The 21645-nt window shown below is 68.8% G+C and carries 17 protein-coding genes and 1 riboswitch; of the genes, 4 read left to right on the top strand and 13 right to left on the bottom strand.

Features of this window, described 5'->3' with window-relative positions:
• The 3 genes from LVJ59_RS17825 to LVJ59_RS05950 all read right to left on the bottom strand — a co-directional run bounded on the left by LVJ59_RS17825 (position 1) and on the right by LVJ59_RS05950 (position 5353).
• Positions 1 to 1980: a sigma-70 family RNA polymerase sigma factor gene (locus LVJ59_RS17825; RefSeq protein ID WP_269816590.1), complete on the bottom strand. Its 1980-nt coding sequence runs from the start codon at positions 1978 to 1980 to the stop codon at positions 1 to 3.
• 695 nt (positions 1981 to 2675) lie between these two features.
• A complete protein-coding gene (locus LVJ59_RS05955; RefSeq protein ID WP_232762350.1) occupies positions 2676 to 3845 on the bottom strand; it encodes an N-acetylglucosamine-6-phosphate deacetylase in 1170 nt (389 codons plus the stop codon).
• Positions 3842 to 5353, bottom strand: a complete 1512-nt coding sequence (locus LVJ59_RS05950; RefSeq protein ID WP_232762349.1) for a family 20 glycosylhydrolase — start codon at positions 5351 to 5353, stop codon at positions 3842 to 3844. Before LVJ59_RS05950 ends, LVJ59_RS05955 begins: the two co-directional genes overlap by 4 nt.
• Before the next feature lie 106 nt (positions 5354 to 5459).
• Positions 5460 to 5544, top strand: a riboswitch (ZMP/ZTP riboswitch).
• Between the two features lie 40 nt (positions 5545 to 5584).
• Between LVJ59_RS05950 and glyA the strand changes: the two genes are divergently transcribed.
• Together glyA and LVJ59_RS05940 are read left to right on the top strand one after the other, a co-directional pair.
• Positions 5585 to 6859, top strand: a complete 1275-nt coding sequence (gene glyA / locus LVJ59_RS05945; RefSeq protein WP_047522668.1) for a serine hydroxymethyltransferase — start codon at positions 5585 to 5587, stop codon at positions 6857 to 6859.
• The gene (locus LVJ59_RS05940) at positions 6856 to 7734 is read left to right on the top strand and encodes a bifunctional methylenetetrahydrofolate dehydrogenase/methenyltetrahydrofolate cyclohydrolase (protein ID WP_232762348.1); all 879 of its coding nucleotides are present in this window, start codon (positions 6856 to 6858) and stop codon (positions 7732 to 7734) included. The genes glyA and LVJ59_RS05940 overlap by 4 nt, the downstream gene beginning before the upstream one ends.
• Before the next feature lie 46 nt (positions 7735 to 7780).
• Here the strand turns inward: LVJ59_RS05940 and LVJ59_RS05935 are convergent, their stop codons facing one another.
• The 9 genes from LVJ59_RS05935 to LVJ59_RS05895 all read right to left on the bottom strand — a co-directional run bounded on the left by LVJ59_RS05935 (position 7781) and on the right by LVJ59_RS05895 (position 17022).
• Positions 7781 to 8344 (bottom strand): phage holin family protein, encoded by a 564-nt coding sequence (locus LVJ59_RS05935; RefSeq protein WP_153243728.1) that lies wholly within the window; start codon positions 8342 to 8344, stop codon positions 7781 to 7783.
• A gap of 32 nt (positions 8345 to 8376) precedes the next feature.
• The gene (locus LVJ59_RS05930) at positions 8377 to 9099 is read right to left on the bottom strand and encodes a DUF6882 domain-containing protein (protein ID WP_232762347.1); all 723 of its coding nucleotides are present in this window, start codon (positions 9097 to 9099) and stop codon (positions 8377 to 8379) included.
• Positions 9100 to 9121: 22 nt separating this feature from the next.
• Positions 9122 to 10369 (bottom strand): MFS transporter, encoded by a 1248-nt coding sequence (locus LVJ59_RS05925; protein ID WP_232762346.1) that lies wholly within the window; start codon positions 10367 to 10369, stop codon positions 9122 to 9124.
• Between the two features lie 110 nt (positions 10370 to 10479).
• The gene (locus LVJ59_RS05920) at positions 10480 to 11280 is read right to left on the bottom strand and encodes an HpcH/HpaI aldolase/citrate lyase family protein (RefSeq protein WP_232762345.1); all 801 of its coding nucleotides are present in this window, start codon (positions 11278 to 11280) and stop codon (positions 10480 to 10482) included.
• Positions 11265 to 12050: a fumarylacetoacetate hydrolase family protein gene (locus tag LVJ59_RS05915; RefSeq protein WP_047522684.1), complete on the bottom strand. Its 786-nt coding sequence runs from the start codon at positions 12048 to 12050 to the stop codon at positions 11265 to 11267. The genes LVJ59_RS05920 and LVJ59_RS05915 overlap by 16 nt, the downstream gene beginning before the upstream one ends.
• Positions 12051 to 12059: 9 nt before the next feature.
• Positions 12060 to 13226, bottom strand: a complete 1167-nt coding sequence (gene hpaD, locus LVJ59_RS05910) for a 3,4-dihydroxyphenylacetate 2,3-dioxygenase (RefSeq protein ID WP_047522686.1) — start codon at positions 13224 to 13226, stop codon at positions 12060 to 12062.
• A gap of 93 nt (positions 13227 to 13319) precedes the next feature.
• Positions 13320 to 14819 (bottom strand): 5-carboxymethyl-2-hydroxymuconate semialdehyde dehydrogenase, encoded by a 1500-nt coding sequence (hpaE, locus tag LVJ59_RS05905; RefSeq protein ID WP_232762344.1) that lies wholly within the window; start codon positions 14817 to 14819, stop codon positions 13320 to 13322.
• Positions 14816 to 15502, bottom strand: a complete 687-nt coding sequence (locus LVJ59_RS05900) for a GntR family transcriptional regulator (protein ID WP_131492447.1) — start codon at positions 15500 to 15502, stop codon at positions 14816 to 14818. The genes hpaE and LVJ59_RS05900 overlap by 4 nt, the downstream gene beginning before the upstream one ends.
• The gene (locus tag LVJ59_RS05895) at positions 15499 to 17022 is read right to left on the bottom strand and encodes a fumarylacetoacetate hydrolase family protein (RefSeq protein WP_269816589.1); all 1524 of its coding nucleotides are present in this window, start codon (positions 17020 to 17022) and stop codon (positions 15499 to 15501) included. The genes LVJ59_RS05900 and LVJ59_RS05895 overlap by 4 nt, the downstream gene beginning before the upstream one ends.
• Before the next feature lie 87 nt (positions 17023 to 17109).
• Between LVJ59_RS05895 and LVJ59_RS05890 the strand changes: the two genes are divergently transcribed.
• Positions 17110 to 18489 carry an MFS transporter gene (locus LVJ59_RS05890; protein WP_232762342.1) on the top strand — a complete coding sequence of 460 codons (1380 nt, stop codon included), beginning with the start codon at positions 17110 to 17112 and terminating at the stop codon, positions 18487 to 18489.
• 137 nt (positions 18490 to 18626) lie between these two features.
• Here the strand turns inward: LVJ59_RS05890 and LVJ59_RS05885 are convergent, their stop codons facing one another.
• Positions 18627 to 19337 (bottom strand): IclR family transcriptional regulator, encoded by a 711-nt coding sequence (locus tag LVJ59_RS05885; RefSeq protein ID WP_232762341.1) that lies wholly within the window; start codon positions 19335 to 19337, stop codon positions 18627 to 18629.
• Positions 19338 to 19482: 145 nt separating this feature from the next.
• On the opposite strand from LVJ59_RS05885, the gene LVJ59_RS05880 reads away from it, so the two are divergent.
• On the top strand, positions 19483 to 21354 hold the full coding sequence (locus tag LVJ59_RS05880) for an FAD-dependent monooxygenase (RefSeq protein WP_232763160.1): 1872 nt from the start codon (positions 19483 to 19485) through the stop codon (positions 21352 to 21354).
• Positions 21355 to 21645: the final 291 nt, after the last annotated feature.

The following is a 21645-nucleotide window of genomic DNA, read 5'->3' as shown; positions in this document are numbered from 1 at the left end:
CTATTCGTCGGCGGGAGCGTCCTCGGTCGGGGCCGTGGAGTCATCCGCTGCTCCGGTGCCGGGCGCAGCGGATTCGGGAGCCGTGGACGCGGCAGGCTCGACCGCGGCGGGGTCCGTCTCCTGCGGGGTAGCCTCCGTGGGCCCCTCGTCTGCAGGTGCGTGGTCCACGGGGGTCTCGTCGGCGGGCGCCGTGTCGTCCGTCGGCGTCGTGTCGTTCGTGGACTCGTCGACCGGCGTCTCTTCTGCCGGGGGCTCCTCGGCGTTCGGTTCCTCGGTCGCGGGGTCCTCGGTGTCCGGCTCCTCCGTCGGCGGAATCTCCCAGTCGCCCAGGAATTGGATCCCCGTGTAGCCGCCCTCGCGGCTGAATTCCAGGAGCGGCAGGTCGATCGATCCCGCCCACTCTCCCGAAGAGAGAGTGTGGATGACGGTGACCTTCGTCGCCTCGGGCGCGGCGTTCTGCGCGGCGGTCGGGGAGAAGACGAGCGTTCCCTGGCCGAACTCATCGAGGACGATGGTGTCGCCGCCGTCCGGACTGTCGTCGAGCAGGCCCTCGACGGTCGCGCCCGGTGCGCCGAAGATGTTCACGGAGTACTCCGCGACCTCGGGATCCGGGGGATCCACCGGCGGCACGGGGTCGACCGGCTCGGGAGGCACGACCGGAGCCACAGGGGCCACCGGGGCGACCGGAGGGGTCTCGACCGGTGGGGCCGCGTCCGCGGCGGGCGTCGTGGTCTCCTCCACAGGAGGGGCCGGCGCAGGCGGAGGGGTGACCGGCTCGTCGATCACGACAGGTTCGTCGAGCGTCATCGACTCATCGGGTCCGACGTCCGAGGTGATCGACGACGGGTCGGTGTCGCCGGCAGTGGGCAGCGACGTCTCCGGGTTCGCTCCGGCGAGGCCGGGGAGGATCGTCGCCGCAGCGACGACGCCGGCCACGACCAGAGCCGCGGATCCCGCTCCCACGAGTGCACCGATCCCGGTGAAGACTCCGCCGGAGGCACCCGCGCCACCGGCACCGCCGCCTGCGGCGCCGCCCGAACCTGCGCCGCCGCCGGAACCCGTGCCCGCGCCGGACGCGGCCGTGCCTGCGGCGACGGCCCCGGCTCCTCCGTCGCCGCCGAAGACGGCACCGGGGATGCTGGACGGCATGGCCGCGAGAGCGACGATCGGGGTGCCCGCGCCCTGCAGGGTCGCGAGGTAGCCCGAGGCTCCGGCGACGCCCAGCACGAGAGGAAGCAGAACGAGGGCGAGGCGCTGCGAGACGTCCTTGGCCTCGGCAGCGACGATCATGCAGCGCGCGCAGTCGTCGAGATGCAGTTCGAGTCGCTTGTGGTCGCGCGTGCTGAGGTTGCCCCGCGAGTAGGCGCCCAGATGCTCGATGGCCCACTGGCATTCGGAGCCGTCTTCGGCGCTGCGCAGATGCGCCTGGATCCAGGCTTCACGCAGCCCCTCACGGGCGCGGAACGCCAGTTGCGACACGGCACCGGACTTCATCCCGAGGAGGTGGCCGACTTCCTGCGGCTTCATCTGCTCGATCTCGGTGTACCAGAGCACTTCCTGCCAGCGCGTGGGAAGACTGCGGAACGCCTGCGCGGTGAGGCTCCGGTCGAGCGCCTCGTTCGCCGCCTGGTCGGTGGTCTCGGGGTCGGCGACGGTGTCGAGTTCGTCGATCGCGGTCTCGCGACGGGCACGTCCCCAGCCTGCCGCGGTGTTGCGGATGCTCGTGAACAGGTAGGCGCGGAACGACCCGTTCGGTCCGCCGCCCTTGATGATCGCCTGGTAGATGCGTGTGTACGCCTCCTGCACCAGGTCATCCGGGTCGATCGATGACGTGATGGATCGGGCGACCGTGATTCCCGAGGGGTAGTGGCGTCGCCAGAGTTCGCCGAAGGCCCCCGTATCGCCCGAACGGGCGCGGAGGATCAGGTCGGCATCACCGATCAGTTCGTCGTGACTCGAGTTCTCTTCGTGCACAATCATCCATCTGTCGCTGGGCGCGGTTGCGCCTCTACAGGGTGAGACGCGTGGAGGCGCCGCTCATCACGCGACTTTTCCAGTCTCTCGCGAATCTCCCAGGGAAGCCACTCTTTCCCACGAAGTACGCAGATTTCCGGGGGCGCGCGTCGGCGGATCCGGTCCGCGCCCGAGCGTGGAAACGCTGTTTCTCGAAGAATTTCGCGAAGTCGCGTAATGAATCCGTGGTGCGACCGTCTCATCGTTAGGACAGCCGAATCGGACTCCGGGGGCGGAGTCCAGGCGCCGGTGCGAGCGGTTTTCGCTTCGGTGGGCGGGTCGGGGCCTCGGGGGAGGCACCCCGCCCGTCCGTCTCAGGAGGGGGAGCGAGGCCGCCGTTCGGGGGAACGGCGGCCTCCCGCCCGCACCGGGTGAGCGACGGAAGGAACTTCTCGAAGATTTTCCACGAAGTCGCGTAATGAATCGATGAGACCGTCGTCTCATCACAGAGACAGCCACGAAGAACTCCTCCGGGGGGCGGGGTTCAGGCACTGGTGCGAGGGGTGAATGCACCGGTGGGCCGGTCGGGAGCCTCGGGGGAGGAGTTCCCGGCCGCCCGTCTCTGCAGGGGACGGGGCCGCCGATCTGGGGAACGGCGGCCCCCCGCCCTGTGCACGCACGACCGGAGAGCGCAGAGCTGTGCGTCGCGCGCGACGCAGGACCTAGGCGAGTCGGGGTCCTGACCAGACGCGCGCGACGCGCAGTTCCGCATCCAGCAGCACGACGTCGCCGAGCATGCCGGGGCGTAGGCCACCGAGCACGGCGCCGCGTCCGATCGCCCTGGCCGGAGTCTCGGTGAGTGCCCGCACGGCTTCTCCGAGGGGCACGCCGGCAGCGACCGCGCGCTGCAGCGCCACGTCTTGGGTGAGCGTCGAGCCGGCGATCGAACCGGTGTCATCCGCCCTGGCCACGCCGTTCTTCACCGTGACGCTGACCGCGCCGAGGTCGTAGTGGCCGTCGGCGCTTCCCGCCGCGGCCATCGCATCGGTGACGAGCGCGACCCGACCGGGGGCCGCGTCGAACACGAGCTTGACGACGTGCGGATCGAGGTGCACGTCGTCGGCGATCGCCTCGAGCACGACCCGGTGATCCGCCGCAGCGGCCAGCACCGGGCCCGGCGCACGATGGTGGATGCCAGGCATCGCGTTGAAGGCGTGGGTGAGGATCGATGCACCGGCCTCGAACGCGGCGACCGCCGTCGCGGCATCCGCGTCGGTGTGACCCACCGCGGCCGCCGAGCCTGCGGCCACGATCTGCCTGATCGCGTCGAGCCCGCCGGGGAGCTCCGGTGCGATCGTCACCTGACGGACCGTGCCTCGTCCGGCATCCAGCAGTCGTGCGACGTCCGCGGCGACCGGATGGCGCAGCAGCGACGGCTCGTGCGCGCCATGGTGACCGGGGTCGAGGAACGGACCCTCGAGGTGGGAACCGAGGATGTCGGCGTCCGTCTCGGTCAGGTCGGCGATCAGGGCGACGTTCCGTGCGAGCGAATCCACCGATGCGGTCACGAGGGACACCACGGCACGGGTGGTGCCGTGGGCGCGATGCAGGTCGCGACCGATGCGGATGGCGTCGACACCGTCGTCGAAAGACGCTCCCGCTCCGCCGTGCCCGTGGATGTCGACGAAGCCGGGGGTGAGTAGGGCGCCGGCCCCGGCGATGGATGCGGCATCGACGATCACATCTGCCGACATCCAGTCCGAACCGGTGCCGCGGGCTGCGACGGTGCCGTCTTCGATCCGGATCCAGGCGTCTTCGGTGATGGTGCCGCCGTCGACGAGGCGCGCCGAATGGATGACCAGCGAGCCGGTCGCGGAGGAGTGGGTGCTCAACGTTCGCTCCAGGGGATTTCTTCTGCGGGGTGGAAGTCGACCCCCTCAGCTTTCCACAGCGGCGCGAGCGCCCCGACCCGGACGCGGAAGGATTCCCAGGTGCGCTCCGGGCCCTCCTGCGGCGACCAGGCCACTTCGGCCTGTGCTGCCGCCCGGGGGAAGACGAGTTGCTCGACCTCCGCGAGGGTCCGGGTGGTCTCTGACCAGAGCGGGGCTTCCACACCGAGGATCGCGGCGTCCGGCACGTCGAGGACGGCCGTCGGCTCCCACTCATAGGCGGAGCGGACGTCGATGATGGCCGCCCAGGTGAGGCCGAGGGGGAAGTCCTCGGAGTACTTCATGTCGAGATAGGTGACGTTCGCCGCCGACATGATCAGCCCGCCGCCGCGCTCGACGAAGTGGGCGGCCTCTTCGGCGTGCGTGCCCTCGGGGGTCGTCTTGCCCCAGTACTGACCGACGGTGCCCTCGGCGATGTGTGCGGCCGAGCCCATCTCGTGCCAGGCGACCGGCGTCTTGCCGGCCTCGACGACGATCGCGGTGGCGCGCTCGGCGAACAGGTCGAAGTCGGCCTGCGGGGTGCCGAGCGATTCGTCGCCTCCCACGTGGATGTACGGCCCCGGGGTCATCTCGGCGAGCTCGCGGACGACGTCGCGCACGAACGCGTAGGTGCGCTCGTCGTGGATGCGGACGCTCGAGTGACCGACGCCCCAGCCGAGGTACGTCTCGCCGGCGACGGGCAGCGGCTGGCCGAGGCGAGCGGAGTCGGCGATCAGGTTGTCGTTCAGCACGGGCGCCTCGACGAGCTCGGGGTAGGCGACGCCGATCGCATGGGTGTGGCCGGGCAGATCGATCTCGGGGATCACGATCATGTGACGCGAGGCGGCGTAGGCCACGATCTCGCGGTAGTCGTCCTTCGTGTAGAAGCCCCCCGGGTCTCCGTTCGCGGAGGTGGCGGCCGCCCGCTCGGTCAGCAACGGCCAGGAGTCGATGTGCACGCGCCATCCCTGGTCATCGGTCAGGTGCAGGTGCAGGTGGTTGAACTTGAGGGCGCTGGTGCTGTCGATGAACTTCTTCACGTCGTCGACGCCGAAGAAGTGCCGAGCCACATCGAGCATGACACCTCGTCGGGCGAAGCGCGGGGAGTCGGCGACGTCGGCACCGAGCAGCGCCCAGCCGGAGTCCTCCTGGCGCAGCAGCTGCAGCAGCGTCTGGACGCCGTAGAAGAGCCCGGCCTCGTCGGCGCCGACGAGGATCGCCCGCTCTCCGATCTCGAGCGTGTAGCCCTCGGGTGCGGATGAGGTGGGGTCGACGAGGAGCTCGATCTCGGCGTCGGCCTCATCGACGAGGGCGAGGCGGATTCCGGTGCGGCGCTCGATCGCGTCGACCAGCTGTGCGGCGGCCGGGGAGGAGCCGAGCACGCGCGTCGTCGCGGTGAGCGGCATCCGTTCCTCCCGTGCGACGGCGGACACGGGCGCAGGGACGAGCGGAAGAGGATGAGGAAGGACCATGAACAAAACCTACCGTTCGTCGTGGCAGGAGGGAATGGGGGAATCGAAACGATTCTGCGCCGTCGTCGTCGCGACCGCGTGCGACGGCTCCGGCATCGGCTATGCTCGTAACCGTCGCGACTGGCGTCTGGGTGGACTACCACCGGGGAGCGACTGACCACGGAATTCGACCGCGCGCCTGGGCCGATAGGAACACCCCTTTCGAATCCGTTGTCAAAGGAGCACGTCATCATGACCGACCGTTACTTCAACGCCCCGCTCGCCGAAGTCGATCCGGAGATCGCTCAGGTCCTCGACCGTGAGCTGAAGCGTCAGCAGACCTTCCTCGAGATGATCGCCTCCGAGAACTTCGTTCCCGTCTCGGTGCTGCAGTCGCAGGGCTCGGTGCTCACGAACAAGTACGCCGAGGGCTACCCCGGGCGTCGGTACTACGGCGGCTGTGAAGAGGTCGACGTCGCCGAGTCCCTCGCGATCGAGCGGGCGAAGAGCCTGTTCGGTGCCGAGTTCGCGAACGTGCAGCCGCACTCCGGCGCCTCCGCCAACGCCGCGGTCCTCCATGCCATCGCCCGCCCCGGCGACACCCTGCTCGGCCTCTCCCTCGACCAGGGTGGTCACCTGACGCACGGCATGAAGATCAACTTCTCGGGTCGTCTGTACGACATCGTCGCCTACGGTGTCGACCCCGAGACCTCGACGATCGACATGGCGGAGGTGCGCCGTCTCGCGATCGAGCACCGACCCAAGGTCATCATCGCCGGCTGGTCGGCCTACCCGCGCACGATGGACTTCGCGGCGTTCCGCGAGATCGCCGACGAGGTCGGGGCTCTGCTCTGGGTCGACATGGCGCACTTCGCGGGTCTGGTGGCCGCGGGCCTGCACCCGAACCCGGTGCCCCACGCCCACGTCGTCTCGTCGACCGTGCACAAGACGATCGGCGGGCCGCGCTCGGGCTTCATCCTCACCAACGACGCCGACATCGCCAAGAAGATCAACTCCGCCGTGTTCCCGGGCCAGCAGGGCGGGCCGCTCATGCACGTGATCGCCGCCAAGGCGACCGCGTTCAAGCTCGCAGGCACGCCCGAGTTCAAGGAGCGCCAGGAGCGCGTGCTGCGCGGTGCCGCGCTCATCGCCGAGCGTCTGTCGAAGCAGGACCTGAAGGATGCCGGTATCGCCGTGCGCTCAGGCGGCACCGATGTGCACCTGGTGCTGGTCGACCTGCGTGATGCCGAGATCGACGGCAAGCAGGCAGAAGACCTCCTGCACGACATCCACATCACCGTGAACCGCAACGCGGTCCCGAACGACCCGCGCCCGCCGATGGTCACCTCGGGTCTGCGCATCGGCACGCCCGCACTCGCGACCCGCGGTTTCGGGGACGCCGAGTTCACCGAGGTCGCCGACATCATCGCGCTCGCACTGCTCCCCGGTGCGGACGTGGAGTCGCTGCGTGCCCGCGTCGACGCCCTGGCCGCCGCGTTCCCGCTCTACCCGGACCTGCAGCAGTGACCGCGAAGATCCTGGACGGGAAGGCCGCATCGGCCGCGATCCGTGCGGAGCTCACCGAGCGGGTAGCCGCGCTGAAGGCGAAGGGGATCACCCCGGGCATCGCGACGGTGCTCGTCGGCGCCGACCCCGCCTCGCAGCTCTACGTGGGCATGAAGCACCGGCAGTCCGAGAGCATCGGGATGAACTCGATCCAGCGCGAGCTCCCGGCGGACGCCACGCAGGCCGAGGTCGAGGCGCTGATCGACGAGCTCAACGCCGATCCCGCGTGCCACGGGTACATCGTGCAGCTGCCTCTTCCGAAGCACCTCGACACGGACGCCATCCTCGAGCGGATCGACCCGGCGAAGGACGCCGACGGCCTGCACCCGACCAACCTCGGCCGCCTGGTGCTCAACGTCAACGGTCCGATCCACACGCCGTTGCCCTGCACACCGCGCGGCGTGATCGAGCTGCTGCTGCGCAACGACTACGACCTCAGGGGCAAGCACGTGGTCGTGGTCGGCCGCGGGGTCACGATCGGCCGTTCGATCGGGCTCCTGCTCACCCGTCGCGACCTGAACGCCACGGTCACGCTGACCCACACGGGCACGGTCGACATGCCTCGCTACCTGCGGGAGGCCGACGTCATCGTCGCGGCCGCGGGCGTCAAGCACCTCATCCGTCCCGAAGACGTCAAGCCGGGCGCAGCAGTGCTCGACGTCGGCGTGACCCGGGAGACCGACTCGGAAACCGGGAAGAACCTGGTGTTCGGCGATGTGGCGCCCGGCGTCGCGGACGTCGCCGGGTACCTTTCCCCGAACCCGGGTGGCGTCGGCCCGATGACCGTCGCCCTACTCATGACGAACGTCGTGGAAGCCGCAGAGCGGCTCGCCTGATCGCTTCCGGAGGGGTGCCCGCGTGGCGCACCCCTCCGGACGACGGTCAGCCGAGTTCGTCGAGCATCCGACGCTGCTCGGGGGTCAGGCCGTCGCGGAGCTCTTCTCGGGCAGCCGCCGTCTCCGGCGACTCCGACGCCGCGGTGTTCGTGGCGGGGGCGGGCTTCGACCGGCTGCCGCCCCTCACCTTCGCCTGCACGGAGTCATAGATCTCCGCGGTCTTGGCCCGCATCCTGTCATCGATCCGGTCGTAGATCACCCAGCCGAGGAGCAGAGCGACCGGCGGGAGCACGAAGCCCCAGAATCCCGAGGCGCGGACGCCGCTCAGCCACACCGTGAGCACCCAGATGATGAGCTCGACGACGTACACGAGCACGTACTGTACGACCTTCTCGCCGGCCTTCGTGCGCTCGGCGGCGGACTTCGCCGCCGACTTGCGGAACGCACCTGCCAGCAGAGGTTTCACGAAGAGAGCGGCGAGGGTCAGGACGACCGACGCCCACAGGGCGTTCAGGCCCACCGAGACACCGGGCAGCAGCACGCCGATCAGCAGCAGCACGGCGACGTTGAACACCGCGAGCGCGACGAATCGCACGATTCCGTTCTTCATGCGACCAGAATCCCACATCCGCCTTCGCGGACTCACCCCTGTGCGGTGAGCGTGCTCTCGATGCCGCTGATGCGGGCCTGCTCGTCGAAGCGGAACGTCGCCGTCCCGGAGGCATCCGTGACGATCGCGCCCGAGAAGGACTCGTCGGTCCAGGTGAGGGTCCAGCCTGCGAGCCGCGCGAGGTCCCACACCGCCGTGCGGGCGTCGGAGAGATCCATTCCCGAGAGCACGCGGGGAAGCGCGACGACGGCCACCGCGACGGTGAGCGGCGCGAGCGGAGCGTCGAGCAGGAACACCGCCCGGGTGCCGTTGCCGACGGGGGCCGAGTAGTAGGGCGAGCGTCCGGTGAGCTCGACCGCGGCGCCGCCGACCGTGTGCGCGGCCTGCGCGATCCACTCGTCGTCGCCCGAGGCCTCGGCGGGGAACGGCACCTCCGGCGTGGTCAGTTCGGTGATGCCGTGCGTGGTGCCGTAGGTGTGCAGCTGCGTCGCGATGCCCTGCGGGTCTCCACTGGGATGAGCCCAGGCCCAGAGCAGGGAGCGAGGCCCCGGTGCGATCGTGGCGATCAGGTGCGCGCGTGTGACGAACTGGCGCGACGGGTCGTCGTTCGCGGTGAAGGTGAGCGTTCCCTGCGCCATGTCCGCGTCCCAGCGGTGCTCGCCGAGGGCATCGGCGGCGGCGGAGAGGGCGTCCTGGCGGAGCGCGACGAACAGAGCGGCACGGTCGGCGAGGGGCTGGAGCGCGGCGTAGGTCATGCCGACAGTCTCCCCGGAGATGCTATGAATCCGCTAGTTCGGCCGGGGTCTTCGTGACCGCTTCCGGTCGACCCATCCGCCAGACACTCGGCACCATCAGGGTGACCAGCGCGATCGACGCGTAGACGACGCCCGAGGTCACGAGCACGGTCGCAGGATCTGCGTGCGTGATCAGCCAGCCGTAGATCAGCGTGCCGATCGGCATCACGACGAAGCTCCCGAGCATGTCGTAGCTCGCGACCCGGGAGAGTTTCTCACCGGGGATGTTCTCCATCATCGCGAGGTTCCATCCGGTGCTGAAGACCTCGGCGCCGGCACCCGCGATGAAGGCGGCCATCGCGAGGAGGACCACGGCGGGATGGACGCCCAGTATCGTCACCGGGATCGCGAACGCGGCGATGCCGATCATGCCGTAGCGCAGCGGCCTCCGCAGCGGGAACCACATCAGCAGCAGTGTCATCAGCAGCACGCCGGCACCCTCGGCGCTGAGCACCCATCCCCACCCCGTGATCCCGAGGAGGTCGTTGTTCTTCGCGATGTAGGGGCCGACCACGCCCCAGGCACCGATGTGGATCGCGTTCATGACCATGAAGGCCAGCACGACCGTCCACAACCAGGAGCGGCTCCAGAACTCCCGCCACCCGATTCGGAGGTCATGGAACATCGTGGTGCCGCCGGCATGCGACGGCGGCGGCAGCTTCACGAGCGCGAGCACTGGGATCGCGACCGCCCAGCCCGCGGCCTGGACCACCATCGCCCACGCGGGGCCGGCCGTGGCCACGAGGATCCCGGCAAGGACCGGACCGCCGATCGTGACGGCGGAACGGACGAACGACAGCATCGCGTTGGCCTGTTGCAGATGTTCGGGGGTCGTGAGCTGCGGGATGATGCCCTGCATCGCGGGGAGCACGAAGGCGGTCGAAGCACCATTGACGATCGAGAGCATCACGAGCAGCGGAATCGTCGCATTGCCGGTGAACAGGAGAGCCGCGATCGCGCCGATGGACAGGATGTCCACCACGTAGCAGGCCTGGATGATCAGAGCCCGCGGCAGACGGTCGGCGATGACACCGCCGAACAGCACGAACACGATGTTGCTGACAGTGAAGGCGGTGAGGACGAAGGACAGCGAACGCGCGTCGTTGTCGATCTCCAGCACGGCGAACGCGAGTGCGATCGACGACATCGAGCCGGTGATCATGGTGATCGCGCGTGCCAGGAAGAACCAGCGGAAGTTCCGGTCCTGCATCGCGGCGAGGCCGCGGATCATCTCCTGGACTCGCTCGTGCGCATCCGATCATCTTGCCACGGCGGGCACCTCGAATCGCGCACATGGTCCCCTCCAGGCCGCCGAAGCAGCCAGTTGCGCGACTTGAAGGGTCAGTAGCTGGCGCGTGAGGTCCCGTCCGTACGGATGAAGCGTGCGGCGAGGGCCTCGGAGGCACGGGCGAGCAGTGCGACGTCCGCGCCGACCGCCACGAAGTCGGCACCGGCGGCGAGGTAGGCGTCCGCCGTGGCGGGGTCGAAGGCGTTGACACCCACCGGTTTCCCGGCGGCCGTGACGGCATCGAACACGGTCTTGACCGCGGCCGTGACGTCGGGATGGGTCTGCTGGCCGAGCAGGCCCATCGAGGCCGAGAGATCGGACGGACCGACGAACACCGCATCGACACCGTCGACCGCGGCGATCTCGGCAGCGGCTTCGACCCCGGCGGTCGTCTCGATCTGGACCGTGAGGGAGGTGTGCTGCGCGGACTCCTGAAGGTAGTCGTCGACGCGGTTCCACCGAGCACTGCGTGCGAGCGCACTGCCCACCCCGCGGACGCCGGCTGGGGGATAGCGGGTGGCGGCGACCGCGGCGCGTGCCTCCTGGGCAGATGACACCATCGGGACGATCAGGTTCTGCGCCCCGAGATCGAGGACCTGTTTGATCGCGACGGTGTCGTTGGAGGGGACGCGCACGACCGGGGTGATCGGGTACGCGGCGACCGCCTGGAGCTGCAGGAGCACCGCGTCGAGGGTGTTCGCCGAGTGCTCCATGTCGATCAGCAGCCAGTCGAGTCCTGAGCCTGCGGCGACCTCTGCGAGGAGCGGGCTGCCCGAGCAGACCCACATCCCCACGGACGGACGATCGGAGCCGGCGAGATGCTCTCGGAACGACGGATCTAGACGAAGCGACATGCGACAGTTCCCATCGGTCCGTAGTCGCACAGCACGTCATCGCCGCGCGACACCCACATCGGGCGCGTGAACGATCCTGCCAGGATGATCTCGCCCGCCTCGAGACGCGCGCCGTGCTGATGGAACTTGTTCGCGAGCCACGCTACTCCGGTGGCCGGGTGGCCGAGCACTCCGGCGGCGACCCCGGTCTCCTCGATCTCGCCGTTGCGGGAGAGGACCCCCGGAACCCATCGCAGATCGATCTCGTCCGGACGGCGGTGGACCGTTCCGAGAACCATCGCGCCATAGGCGGCGTTGTCGCTGATCGTGTCGACGATCGTCCGACCCTCGAGCTCGATGTGCGAGTTCAGCACCTCGAGTGCCGGGACGGCGTAGTCGATCGCCTCCAGGGCATCCTCGAGGGTGCAGTCCGGCCCCTCGAGCGGCTTCTTCAGCACGAACGCCAGCTCGACCTCGATGCGCACGTTCGAGAAATGGTCGACCGGGATCTCTGCGCCCGACTCGTGGACGGTGTCGTCGAACATCACCCCGTAGTCCGGCTCGGTGATACCCGTCGCCTGCTGCATCGCCTTCGACGTCAGACCGATCTTGCGCCCGACGAGGCGGCGCCCCGCGGCGATCTGGGTGTCGCGCCAGACGCCCTGGATCGCGTACGAATCCTCGACCGTGGCCTCCGGGTATCGCGCCGTGATCCGCGGGATCACCGCGTGCGTGCGATCGGCTTCCGCGAGTTCTGCGGCGATCTGCGCGATCGTCTCCTCTGACAGCATCCGTGCCTCCTAGAGCTGGTGGCCCAGCTTGTACTCGCCCTGCTTGTACTCGGGCATCGACTTCTCGCCTTCGTCGGCACGCGTGTACGAGAAGCCGTCGGCGCCGATGGTCACCGCCATCTCGCTGGAGTCGGTTCGCGCGGTCACGGGCTGCGGGTTGCCGTCGAGGTCGAGCACGAGCGAGGCGTCGGTGTACCAGGAGGGCACGACCGGGGTGCCCCACCAGTCGCGGCGCTGGTTGTCATGCACATCCCACGTCACGACCGGGTTGTCGGGGTCGCCCGTGTAGTAGTCCTGCGTGTAGATCTCGACGCGGTGGCCGTCGGGGTCGCGCAGGTACAGGTAGAACGCGTTCGAGACGCCGTGACGACCCGGGCCTCGCTCGATCGCGTCCGACCGGCGCAGAGCACCGAGCTTGTCGCAGATCGCGAGGATGTTGTGCTTCTCGTGCGTGGCGAAGGCCACATGGTGCATCCGCGGACCGTCGCCTCCGGTGGTCGCGGTGTCGTGGACGGTCGGCTTGCGGCGCAGCCAGGCGGCGTAGACGGTGCCTTCGTCGTCCTGGATGTCCTCGGTGACCCGGAAGCCCAGGTCCTGGTAGTGCCGCACCGCGCGCGGCACATCGGGGGTGACCTGGTTGAAGTGATCCAGACGCACGAGCTCACCGGGGGTGTGCAGGTCGTAGCGCCACGACAGACGCTCGACGTGATCCGTGGCGTAGAAGAACTCATAGGGGAAGCCGAGCGGGTCGACGACACGGACGGAGTCGCCGATGCCCTTGACGAAGCCGTTCTCGTTGCGGCGGACGTCGCAGCCCAGTTCGGTGTAGAACTCGACGGCGCGGTCGAGGTCTTCGGGCGTGCGCACCCGGTAGGAGAACGCGGCCACGGCGGCGATCGGCCCCTGACGCAGGATCAGGTTGTGGTGGATGAACTCCTCGGTCGAGCGCAGGTAGATCGCCTGCTCGTCCTCCTCGGTCACGTACAGGCCGAGGATGTCGACGTAGAACTGTCGCGAGGCGGCCAGGTCGGTGACCACGATCTCCATGTACGCGCACCGCAGGATGTCCGGTGGCGTGCTCTTCGGGGTCGTGACGGGGTTGTCCGATTGGATCGGTGCCTCCTGGCTCACGTAGTAGCCCGAGGAGGTCAGGGTCTTTGCGGTCTTGTCGGTCATGTCAGCGTCCTTGCTTTGGGGGTTCCGGTCGCGATATGTCAGCGTTCTGAGCCGAATAGGGTGACATATCGCGACCGGAGCGCGGGGAGAGGGTCAGTTCTTGCCGAAGGTCGGGTTGTGCGAGTGAGCCGCGAGCGTGATGTGCACGCTCTGCTGGTCGGTGTAGAAGTCGATCGAGCGGTAGCCGCCCTCATGGCCGAGACCCGAGGCCTTCACACCGCCGAACGGGGTGCGGAGGTCGCGCACGTTGTTGCTGTTCAGCCAGACCATGCCGGCCTCGACGGACTGCGCGAAGTTGTGCGCGCGCTTGAGGTCGTTGGTCCAGATGTAGGCGGCGAGCCCGTACTTCGTGTTGTTCGCGAGCGACAGTGCCTCCTGGTCGGAGTCGAACGGCGTGATCGCGACGACCGGCCCGAAGATCTCCTCCTGGAAGATGCGGGCGTCGGGGGATACGTCGGCGAACACCGTGGGGGCGACGAAGTTGCCCTCCTCGAAGCCATCCGGACGACCGCCACCGGCGACCAGGCGCCCCTCCGTCTTGCCGATCTCGACGTAGCTCATCACCTTGTCGTAGTGCTCGGGGTGGACGAGCGCGCCGACCTCGGTGGCCGGATCGTGGGGGTAGCCGACCTTCACGCGCTTCGCCTGTGCGGCGTAGCGCTCCACGAACTCCTCGTAGATCGAGCGCTCGACGAGGATGCGGGATCCTGCCGTGCAGCGCTCGCCGTTGAGGGAGAACACGCCGAAGATCGTGGCGTCGACGGCGGCTTCCAGGTCGGCGTCGGCGAAGACCACGGCCGGCGACTTCCCACCGAGCTCCATCGACAGGCCCTTGAGGAACGGGGCCGCGTTGCCGAAGATGATCTGTCCGGTGCGGCTCTCGCCCGTGAAGGAGAGAAGCGGCACGTCGGGGTGCTTGACCAGCGCGTCGCCCGCGTCTTCGCCTAGGCCGTTCACCAGGTTGAAGACACCCTGCGGAAGACCGGCCTCCTCGAAGATGCCCGCCCACAGCGAGGCGGACAGCGGGGTGAACTCGGCGGGCTTGAGCACCACCGTGTTGCCGGTCGCGAGCGCGGGGCCGAGCTTCCACGACTCGAGCATGAAGGGCGTGTTCCAGGGTGTGATGAGGCCCGCGACGCCGATCGGCTTGCGGTTGACGTAGTTCATCTGGCGGCCGGGAACCTTGAACGCATCGTCCGACTGCGCCACGATGAGGTCTGCGAAGAAGCGGAAGTTCTCGGCGGCGCGACGGGCCTGACCCAGAGCCTGAGTGATCGGGAGGCCGGAGTCGTAGGACTCGAGCTCGGCCAGGCGGGCGTCGCGCGACTCGACGATGTCCGCGATCCGGTGCAGCACGCGTGACCGCTCGCGGGGGAGCATCCGCGGCCACGGGCCCTCGTCGAATGCACGCCTGGCCGCGGCGACCGCGAGGTCGATGTCGGCCTTCTTCCCGGCGGCTGCGGTCGTGTAGGCCTGGTTGGTGACCGGGTCGAGGACATCGAACGTGTCGCCGTCGACGGAGTCGACGAACGCGCCGTCGATGTAGTGCTGGATGTGGTCGGGAAGGTCGGCGGGGATGCGCGAATCAGTCATGACGGTTCTCCTGTGGCGTGGGCGGTACGGGTGTGCAGCGCATCGAGGAACGCGTCCCTCGTGCGCCAACGGTGGTTGCGGGCGGCGAGCTCGATCTCGAGCGGGTCGGCCCCTTCGCGGATGAGTTCGAGGATCTGCGTGTGCTCGTCGACCGAGTGGTGGGCGCGCCCCGGGACGTACGCGAACGTGGTGTCGCGGATGCCGGAGAGCCGGGCCCAGCCGCGATGGACGAGGTCGAGCAGATGCGGGTTCGGGCACGGGGCGAACAGCACGGAGTGGAACTGACGGTTCAACTCCGTGAAGCTGTGTGCGTCGAAGTGGTCGAGCAGTCGCGTCATGCGCTCGTTCACCTCCGCGGCCTCGGCGAGGGCGTCGGCGTCGAGCAGCGGAGCGGAGAGCGCAGTGGCGGCGCCCTCGACGAGCCCCAGGGTCTGCATGGTGTGCGCGTACTCGCTCTCGTCCACGAGCGTTACCCGCGCGCCGACGTTGCGTTCGAACGTGACGAGACCTTCGGCTTCGAGACGGCGGATCGCCTCCCGGACTGGAACCACGCTCATGTCGAGCTCCTCGGCGATCGCGCCGAGCACCAGGCGGTATCCGGGGCCGAAGACGTGTGCAGCGATGCGGGAGCGGATCCAGGTGTACGCCTGCTCCGACTTGCTGGTGCTGGCGACCGTGGTCATCGCTGTCCCCGGTCGGACGTGGCGGCCTCGTAGCGGGCGCGCCACTCCGCGTTGAGGGGGAACAGTCCGTCGACCGGATGCCCGGCGGCGACCTGCTCGGCGATCCAGGCGTCCTCGATCTCCTGGGCGACCGCATCGGCGGCCACCTCTTCCGCCAGGCCGGGAGGGATGACGATCACGCCGTCGCTGTCGCCGACGATGATGTCGCCGGGCTGCACGGTCGCCCCGCCGCAGGAGATCGTGACATCCACGTCCCACGGCACGTGTTTGCGTCCGAGGACCGACGGGTGCGCGCCCTGGGAGAACACCGGCAGACCGATCTCGGCCACGGCATCGAAGTCGCGGACCCCGCCGTCGGTGACCACACCGGCCGCCCCGCGGGTCTTCGCCCGGAGCGCGAGGATGTCGCCGAGGGTGCCCGTGGTGGCGTCGCCCCGTGCCTCGATGACGATGACCTCATCTTCGTCGACCGCGTCGAAGGCGCGCTTCTGGGCGTTGTACCCGCCGCCGTGGGCCGTGAAGAGATCTTCGCGGAACGGCACGAACCGCAGCGTCTTCGCGGTGCCGACGATCTTGCGACCCGGGATGTTGACCGACACCCCGTCGATGAAGCAGGAGTGGTGGCCACGCTTGCGCAGCTGCGCCGAGAGCCCGGCAGTCGGGGCTTCGAGGAGCAGCGTCCTCAGTTCGGGCGAGAGCGCGGGAGCCTTCTCGACAGGGGGGAGGCCGGCTTCCTCGCGTGAACCCCAGGCCTCGGTACGCTGCAGATCGTCCACGGTGGGGAGTGAGCCGAGGTCGCCGTCGAACGGGACATCGCCCTGCGTCACGGTGGTGATGAGTCGGCCCGAGGTCGGGGCGCCGGGAGCGGTCGGGGCGTCCACCTCGACCTCGACGACATCGCCGGGGACGATGACGGAGGAGCCGGCGGGGGTGCCGGTGAGGATCACGTCGCCGGGTTCGAGGGTGAAGTGCTGGGAGAGGTCGGCCACGAGCTGTGCGAGGGGGAAGATGAGCCCCGCCGTGCTGTCGTCCTGGCGGAGTTCGCCGTTGACCCAGGTGCGCACCCGGAGGGCTTCGGGGTCGACCGAGCGGGCGTCGATGACGTCCGGGCCGAGCGGGGTGTAGCCGTCGCCGCCCTTGGAGCGGACGTTCGAGCCCTTGTCGTTCGCGCGGAGGTCGTACAGGCCGAGGTCGTTCGATGCGGTGACCCCGCTGACGTGCGACCAGGCCTCGGCGAGCGGGACCCGACGCGCCGCCGTGCCGATCACGAGGGCGATCTCCCCTTCGAAGGCGAGCAGCTCGGTGCCGGCAGGGCGTTCGACCGTGCCTCCGGAGGCGGCAACGGAACTCGCCGGCTTGAAGAAGTAGGAGGGGGAGGCGGGGTGCCTGCCGCGCTGATCAGCACGGGACGCGTAGCTCAGATGGATCGCGATGATCTTGCCGGGGCGGCTGATGGTCTCCGTCACGGGGCGCCTCCTCGCGCTCGTCTGCGACGCCTTGTGCGTCGTATTCGAAATCATATATCATCGGTTCACCCCTCGGCAAGCATTTGGATCCGTTCCGCTGCGCGCCGTGACAATGCGGTCACAACCAGAAGGAGACACCCCATGAGCGGGCAGTCACAGGATGGGTTCACGCCCACCGGAACCATCGCGACATCGGCCGATCGACGCCGCGTCGTCTTCGCAACCGTCGTCGGAACCACCGTCGAGTGGTACGACTTCTTCATCTACGCCACAGCGGTCGGACTCGTGTTCGGGCAGCTGTTCTTCGAGCCCCTGGGTGCGAACAGCGCGCTGGTCGCCTTCGCGACGGTCGGCGTCAGCTTCCTCTTCCGCCCGCTCGGGGCCTTCCTCGCGGGGCACTACGGCGACAAGCTCGGGCGCAAGACCGTGCTCATGTGGACGCTCATCCTGATGGGCGCCGCGACGGCGCTCATCGGTCTCCTGCCCACGTACGAGACGATCGGGATCACGGCGCCCATCCTGCTGGTGCTGCTCCGCATCATCCAGGGCATCTCCGCCGGCGGTGAGTGGGGTGGCGCGGTGCTGATGGCCGTCGAGCACGCTCCGCGCAAGAAGTGCGGTATCTTCGGCGCGTCGCCGCAGATCGGCGTTCCCCTCGGCCTGCTCCTCGCCTCGGGTGTGATGGCGCTGATGACCGTGATCGCTCCCGGCGAGCAGTTCACGGCCTGGGGCTGGCGGGTGCCGTTCCTGCTCAGCGTGGTGCTGATCCTCGTCGGCTACTACGTGCGTCGCAAGGTCGAGGAGAGCCCGGTCTTCACCGAACTCGCCGCGCGCAAGGAGAAGGCGCAGATGCCGATCGCGCAGCTGTTCCGCAAGCACCTGCTGCTCGTCATCATCGCGGCCCTGGTGTTCGCCGGCAACAACGCCGTCGGCTACATGACCACCGGCGGCTACATCCAGGGCTACGCGACCAACCCCGAGGGGTCGATCGGCCTCGAGCGTGGACCGGTCCTCTGGGCTGTCGCGGGTTCTGCCGTCACCTGGCTGCTCACGACCCTTCTCGCCGGATGGCTGTCCGACCGCATCGGCCGTCGTACGACGTACGTCATCGGATGGGTGTTGCAGCTGATCGGTGTGTTCACCCTGTTCCCGCTCGTGAACACCGGCGAGATCGGTCTGCTGTTCGCCGGTCTCGCGATCCTGACCATCGGTCTCGGCTTCACCTACGGCCCGCAGGCGGCGCTGTACGCCGAGCTGTTCCCTGCGAGCATCCGCTTCTCGGGGGTGTCGATCTCCTACGCGATCGGCGCGATCGCCGGAGGGGCGTTCGCACCGACGATCGCCACGGCCATCGTGAGCGCGACGGGCTCGACGGACGCCGTCACGTGGTACCTCGCCGGGATGACGGTTCTCGGACTGATCGCCACGCTGCTGCTGCGCGATCGCTCCGGCATTCCGCTCGGACCGGACCACGAGGCGGAACAGTCCGTCAGCCCGATCCACGGACTCGCGAAGGCCTGACCCGCTCCGGTCTCGCTCTTCGCCCCGTCTCGCTCTTCGCCCCGGTCTCGCTCTTCGCCCCGTTGCGGGATCGAAAACGCGCGTCTACTCACCCGTAGGCGCGCGTTTTTGATCTCGCACGCGCTGTTGTGGCCGGGTCAGCCGGCGAGGGAGTCGCGGATGGCCTCGGCCGAGCGCTGGAGGCGCGCAGCGATCGCGGCATCATCGAGTGCGGTCGCCACGTGCACGACGGCGATCGCGGCGGGGCGCTGACCCCGGAGCGCGAGCGGTACCGCCACCGACTGCACGGTGGGGATGACCTCGTCGTGGCTGGTCGCGAAGCCGCGGTCCTTCGTCGTCTCGACGTCTGTGGGGAGGGAGGAGGGGGCGCCCGCCGGCCACTCGGCAGCCGGGAGCTGCGCCAGGATGGCCTTGCCGGGTGCGCCGACGGTGACGGGATGCCGGGCGCCGGGGCGCTGCGCGACACTGGCGACCGCATGGCGGGGCTCGACGCTCGCCAGCGTGATGCACTCCCCGCCGTCGAGCACGGCGAGGAAACATGTCATGCCCAGCTCGTTGGCGATCGCGGTGAGCTCGGGGAGCGCTTCGGCCTGGAGGTCATGGGCGACACCGGCCGCGAGCGCCGCCATCCGGGCGCCGAGACCCACGGCCCCCGCGGCATCGCGCGTCACCAGGCGGTGGTCTTCGAGTGTTCGCACCAGGCGGTAGGCGATCGAGCGGTGCACTCCGAGGCGGGCAGAGATCTCGTCGATCGTGAGCGCCCCGCGGGCGTCGGCCAGGAGTTCGAGGATGCGGATGCCGCGGCTCAGGGTCTGCGAGGCGGGGGAGGTCTTCGTGTTCTCGGGCATGCGGGTGCTCCCTTGCGATGTGCGGCGCCGCGGACTACGCTGTGTTCAATAGTAGAACAGTGTGTTCGAATATAGAACACCGCGTTCGATGAAAGCAAGACCCGCAGGCAAGACCGACGAAGAAGTCCGGAAGGAATCGACGACGATGCAGTTCCACCACCACGGCTATGTCTCCGCTGACCCGCGCGTGCAGGACGCCGCCGGAATCGGTGCAGACCGGCCCGCCGACATCCCGGACGAGATCGACGTGCTCATCGTCGGCTCCGGACCCGCAGGCATGCTGCTCGCCGCTCAGATGTCGCAGTACCCCGGCATCTCCACCCGGATCATCGAGAAGCGCGGCGGACGTCTCCCGCTCGGTCAGGCGGACGGCATCCAGCCACGCAGCGTCGAGACGTTCCAGGCGTTCGGATTCGCCGAGCGGATCATCGCCGAGGCGTACAACATCGGCTGGATGAACTTCTGGGGCCCGAACCCCGACAAGCGCGACGAGATCATCCGCACCTCCCGCACGTCCGACTACGCCTACGACATCTGCGAGTTCCCGCACCTGATCGTCAACCAGGCGCGCGTCCTCGACTACTTCGCCGAGTCCGCTGCGCACGGCCCCGGCAGGATCGTCCCCGACTACGGCGTGGAGTTCACCGACCTCACCGTCCACGACGAGGGCGCGTACCCGGTCGAGGTGGGGATCCGCTACGTCGCGGGGGAGCGCGTCGGCGAGGAACGGACCATCCGTGCCCGGTTCGTCGTCGGCTGCGACGGCGCGCGCAGCGGTGTGCGACAGGCGATCGGGCGGACGCACGTGGGAGCGTCCTCGGCGCACGCATGGGGCGTGATGGACGTCCTCGTCAACACGGACTTCCCGGACTGGCGCACCAAGTGCGCGATCAACTCCGAAGCGGGCAACATCCTCCACATCCCGCGTGAGGGCGGGTACCTCTCGCGCATGTACATCGATCTGGGTGAAGTCGCCGACGACGATGACCACCGGGTGCGGCAGACGCCCATCGAGGAGATCATCCGCCGGGCCAACGAGATCCTGCACCCCTACACGCTCGACGTACGCGAGGTCGCCTGGCACAGCGTGTACGAGGTCGGTCACCGGGTCACCGACGGCTTCGACGACGTGATCGACGAATCGGGACGCACCCCGCGGGTGTTCCTGACCGGCGACGCCTGCCACACCCACAGCGCCAAGGCCGGCCAGGGCATGAACGTCTCGATGCAGGACGGCTTCAACCTCGGCTGGAAGCTCGGCTCGGTCCTCACGGGGCGCGCCCCCGAGACGCTGCTGGCGACGTACGGGGCGGAACGGCGACCGGTGGCACAGCAGCTCATCGACTTCGATCGGGAATGGTCGACGCTGATGGCGCGCAAGCCGGAGGAGATCTCCGACCCCAACGAGCTGGCGACCTACTACCTCGCCACCGCCGAGTTCCCCTCCGGATTCATGACGCAGTACACCTCGTCCATGATCACCGGAACAGACGCCCATCAGGCGCTCGCAACCGGCTATCCGCTCGGCAAGCGCTTCAAGTCGGCCGAGGTCGTGCGGGTCGGCGACGGCAACGTCATCCACCTGGGCCATCACGCGAAGGCCGACGGACGCTGGCGTGTCTATGCGTTCGGCGACCGCACCGGTGACGCGCTCGCCGCCTGGGCGGAGAAGGCCGAGCCGCTCTTCGCCCGCTTCACCCCGGCCGATGCCGACGTGGATGCACTCTTCGACGTCAAGGCCGTCTACCAGCAGCCGTTCGAAGAGGTGGAAGTGACTTCGGCTCCCGCGCTGTTCCAGCCGAAGACCGGCCCCCTCGGGCTCACCGACTGGGAGAAGGTCTACGCAGCGGGCCCCAGCAAGTGGTGTGAGACCGACATCTTCGCGGCGCGTGAGCTGTCGCGCGACGGAGTGGTGGTCGTCGTACGACCCGACCAGTACGTCGCGGCGATCTTCCCGCTCGATGACACGGCTGCGTTGGCGGGCTTCCTCGACGGGGCCTTCCTTCCCGCGGGGTGAGGCAACGGAGCCTTGCGCTCCGTTTCCCTCTCCGCCTCCAGCGGCAGGCTCCAGCGGCAGGCTCCAGCGGCAGGGCGGGCCGCTCCTCCTGAAGGAGAACACACGAATAGAAGGAGCGTTCAGGCCATCTGCTCCTTCATGTCGTGAGTTCTCCTTCATGTCGGGGGACGGGGGCGAGCGGGGACGGGGTGCGGGGAGCGCGAGCTCGAGCGGGAGGGGGTGCGGGGCAGGGACGGGGGCGTGGACATGACACGTGTCATGTCGAGGAGATGACACTGCCCTCCGGACTCC

This window comes from Microbacterium sp. KKR3/1, from assembly GCF_021272365.1.
Classification (GTDB): domain Bacteria; phylum Actinomycetota; class Actinomycetes; order Actinomycetales; family Microbacteriaceae; genus Microbacterium; species Microbacterium aurugineum.
Note: the sequence above shows the minus strand (reverse complement) of the source record. Positions and strands in the feature narration are given on the sequence as shown.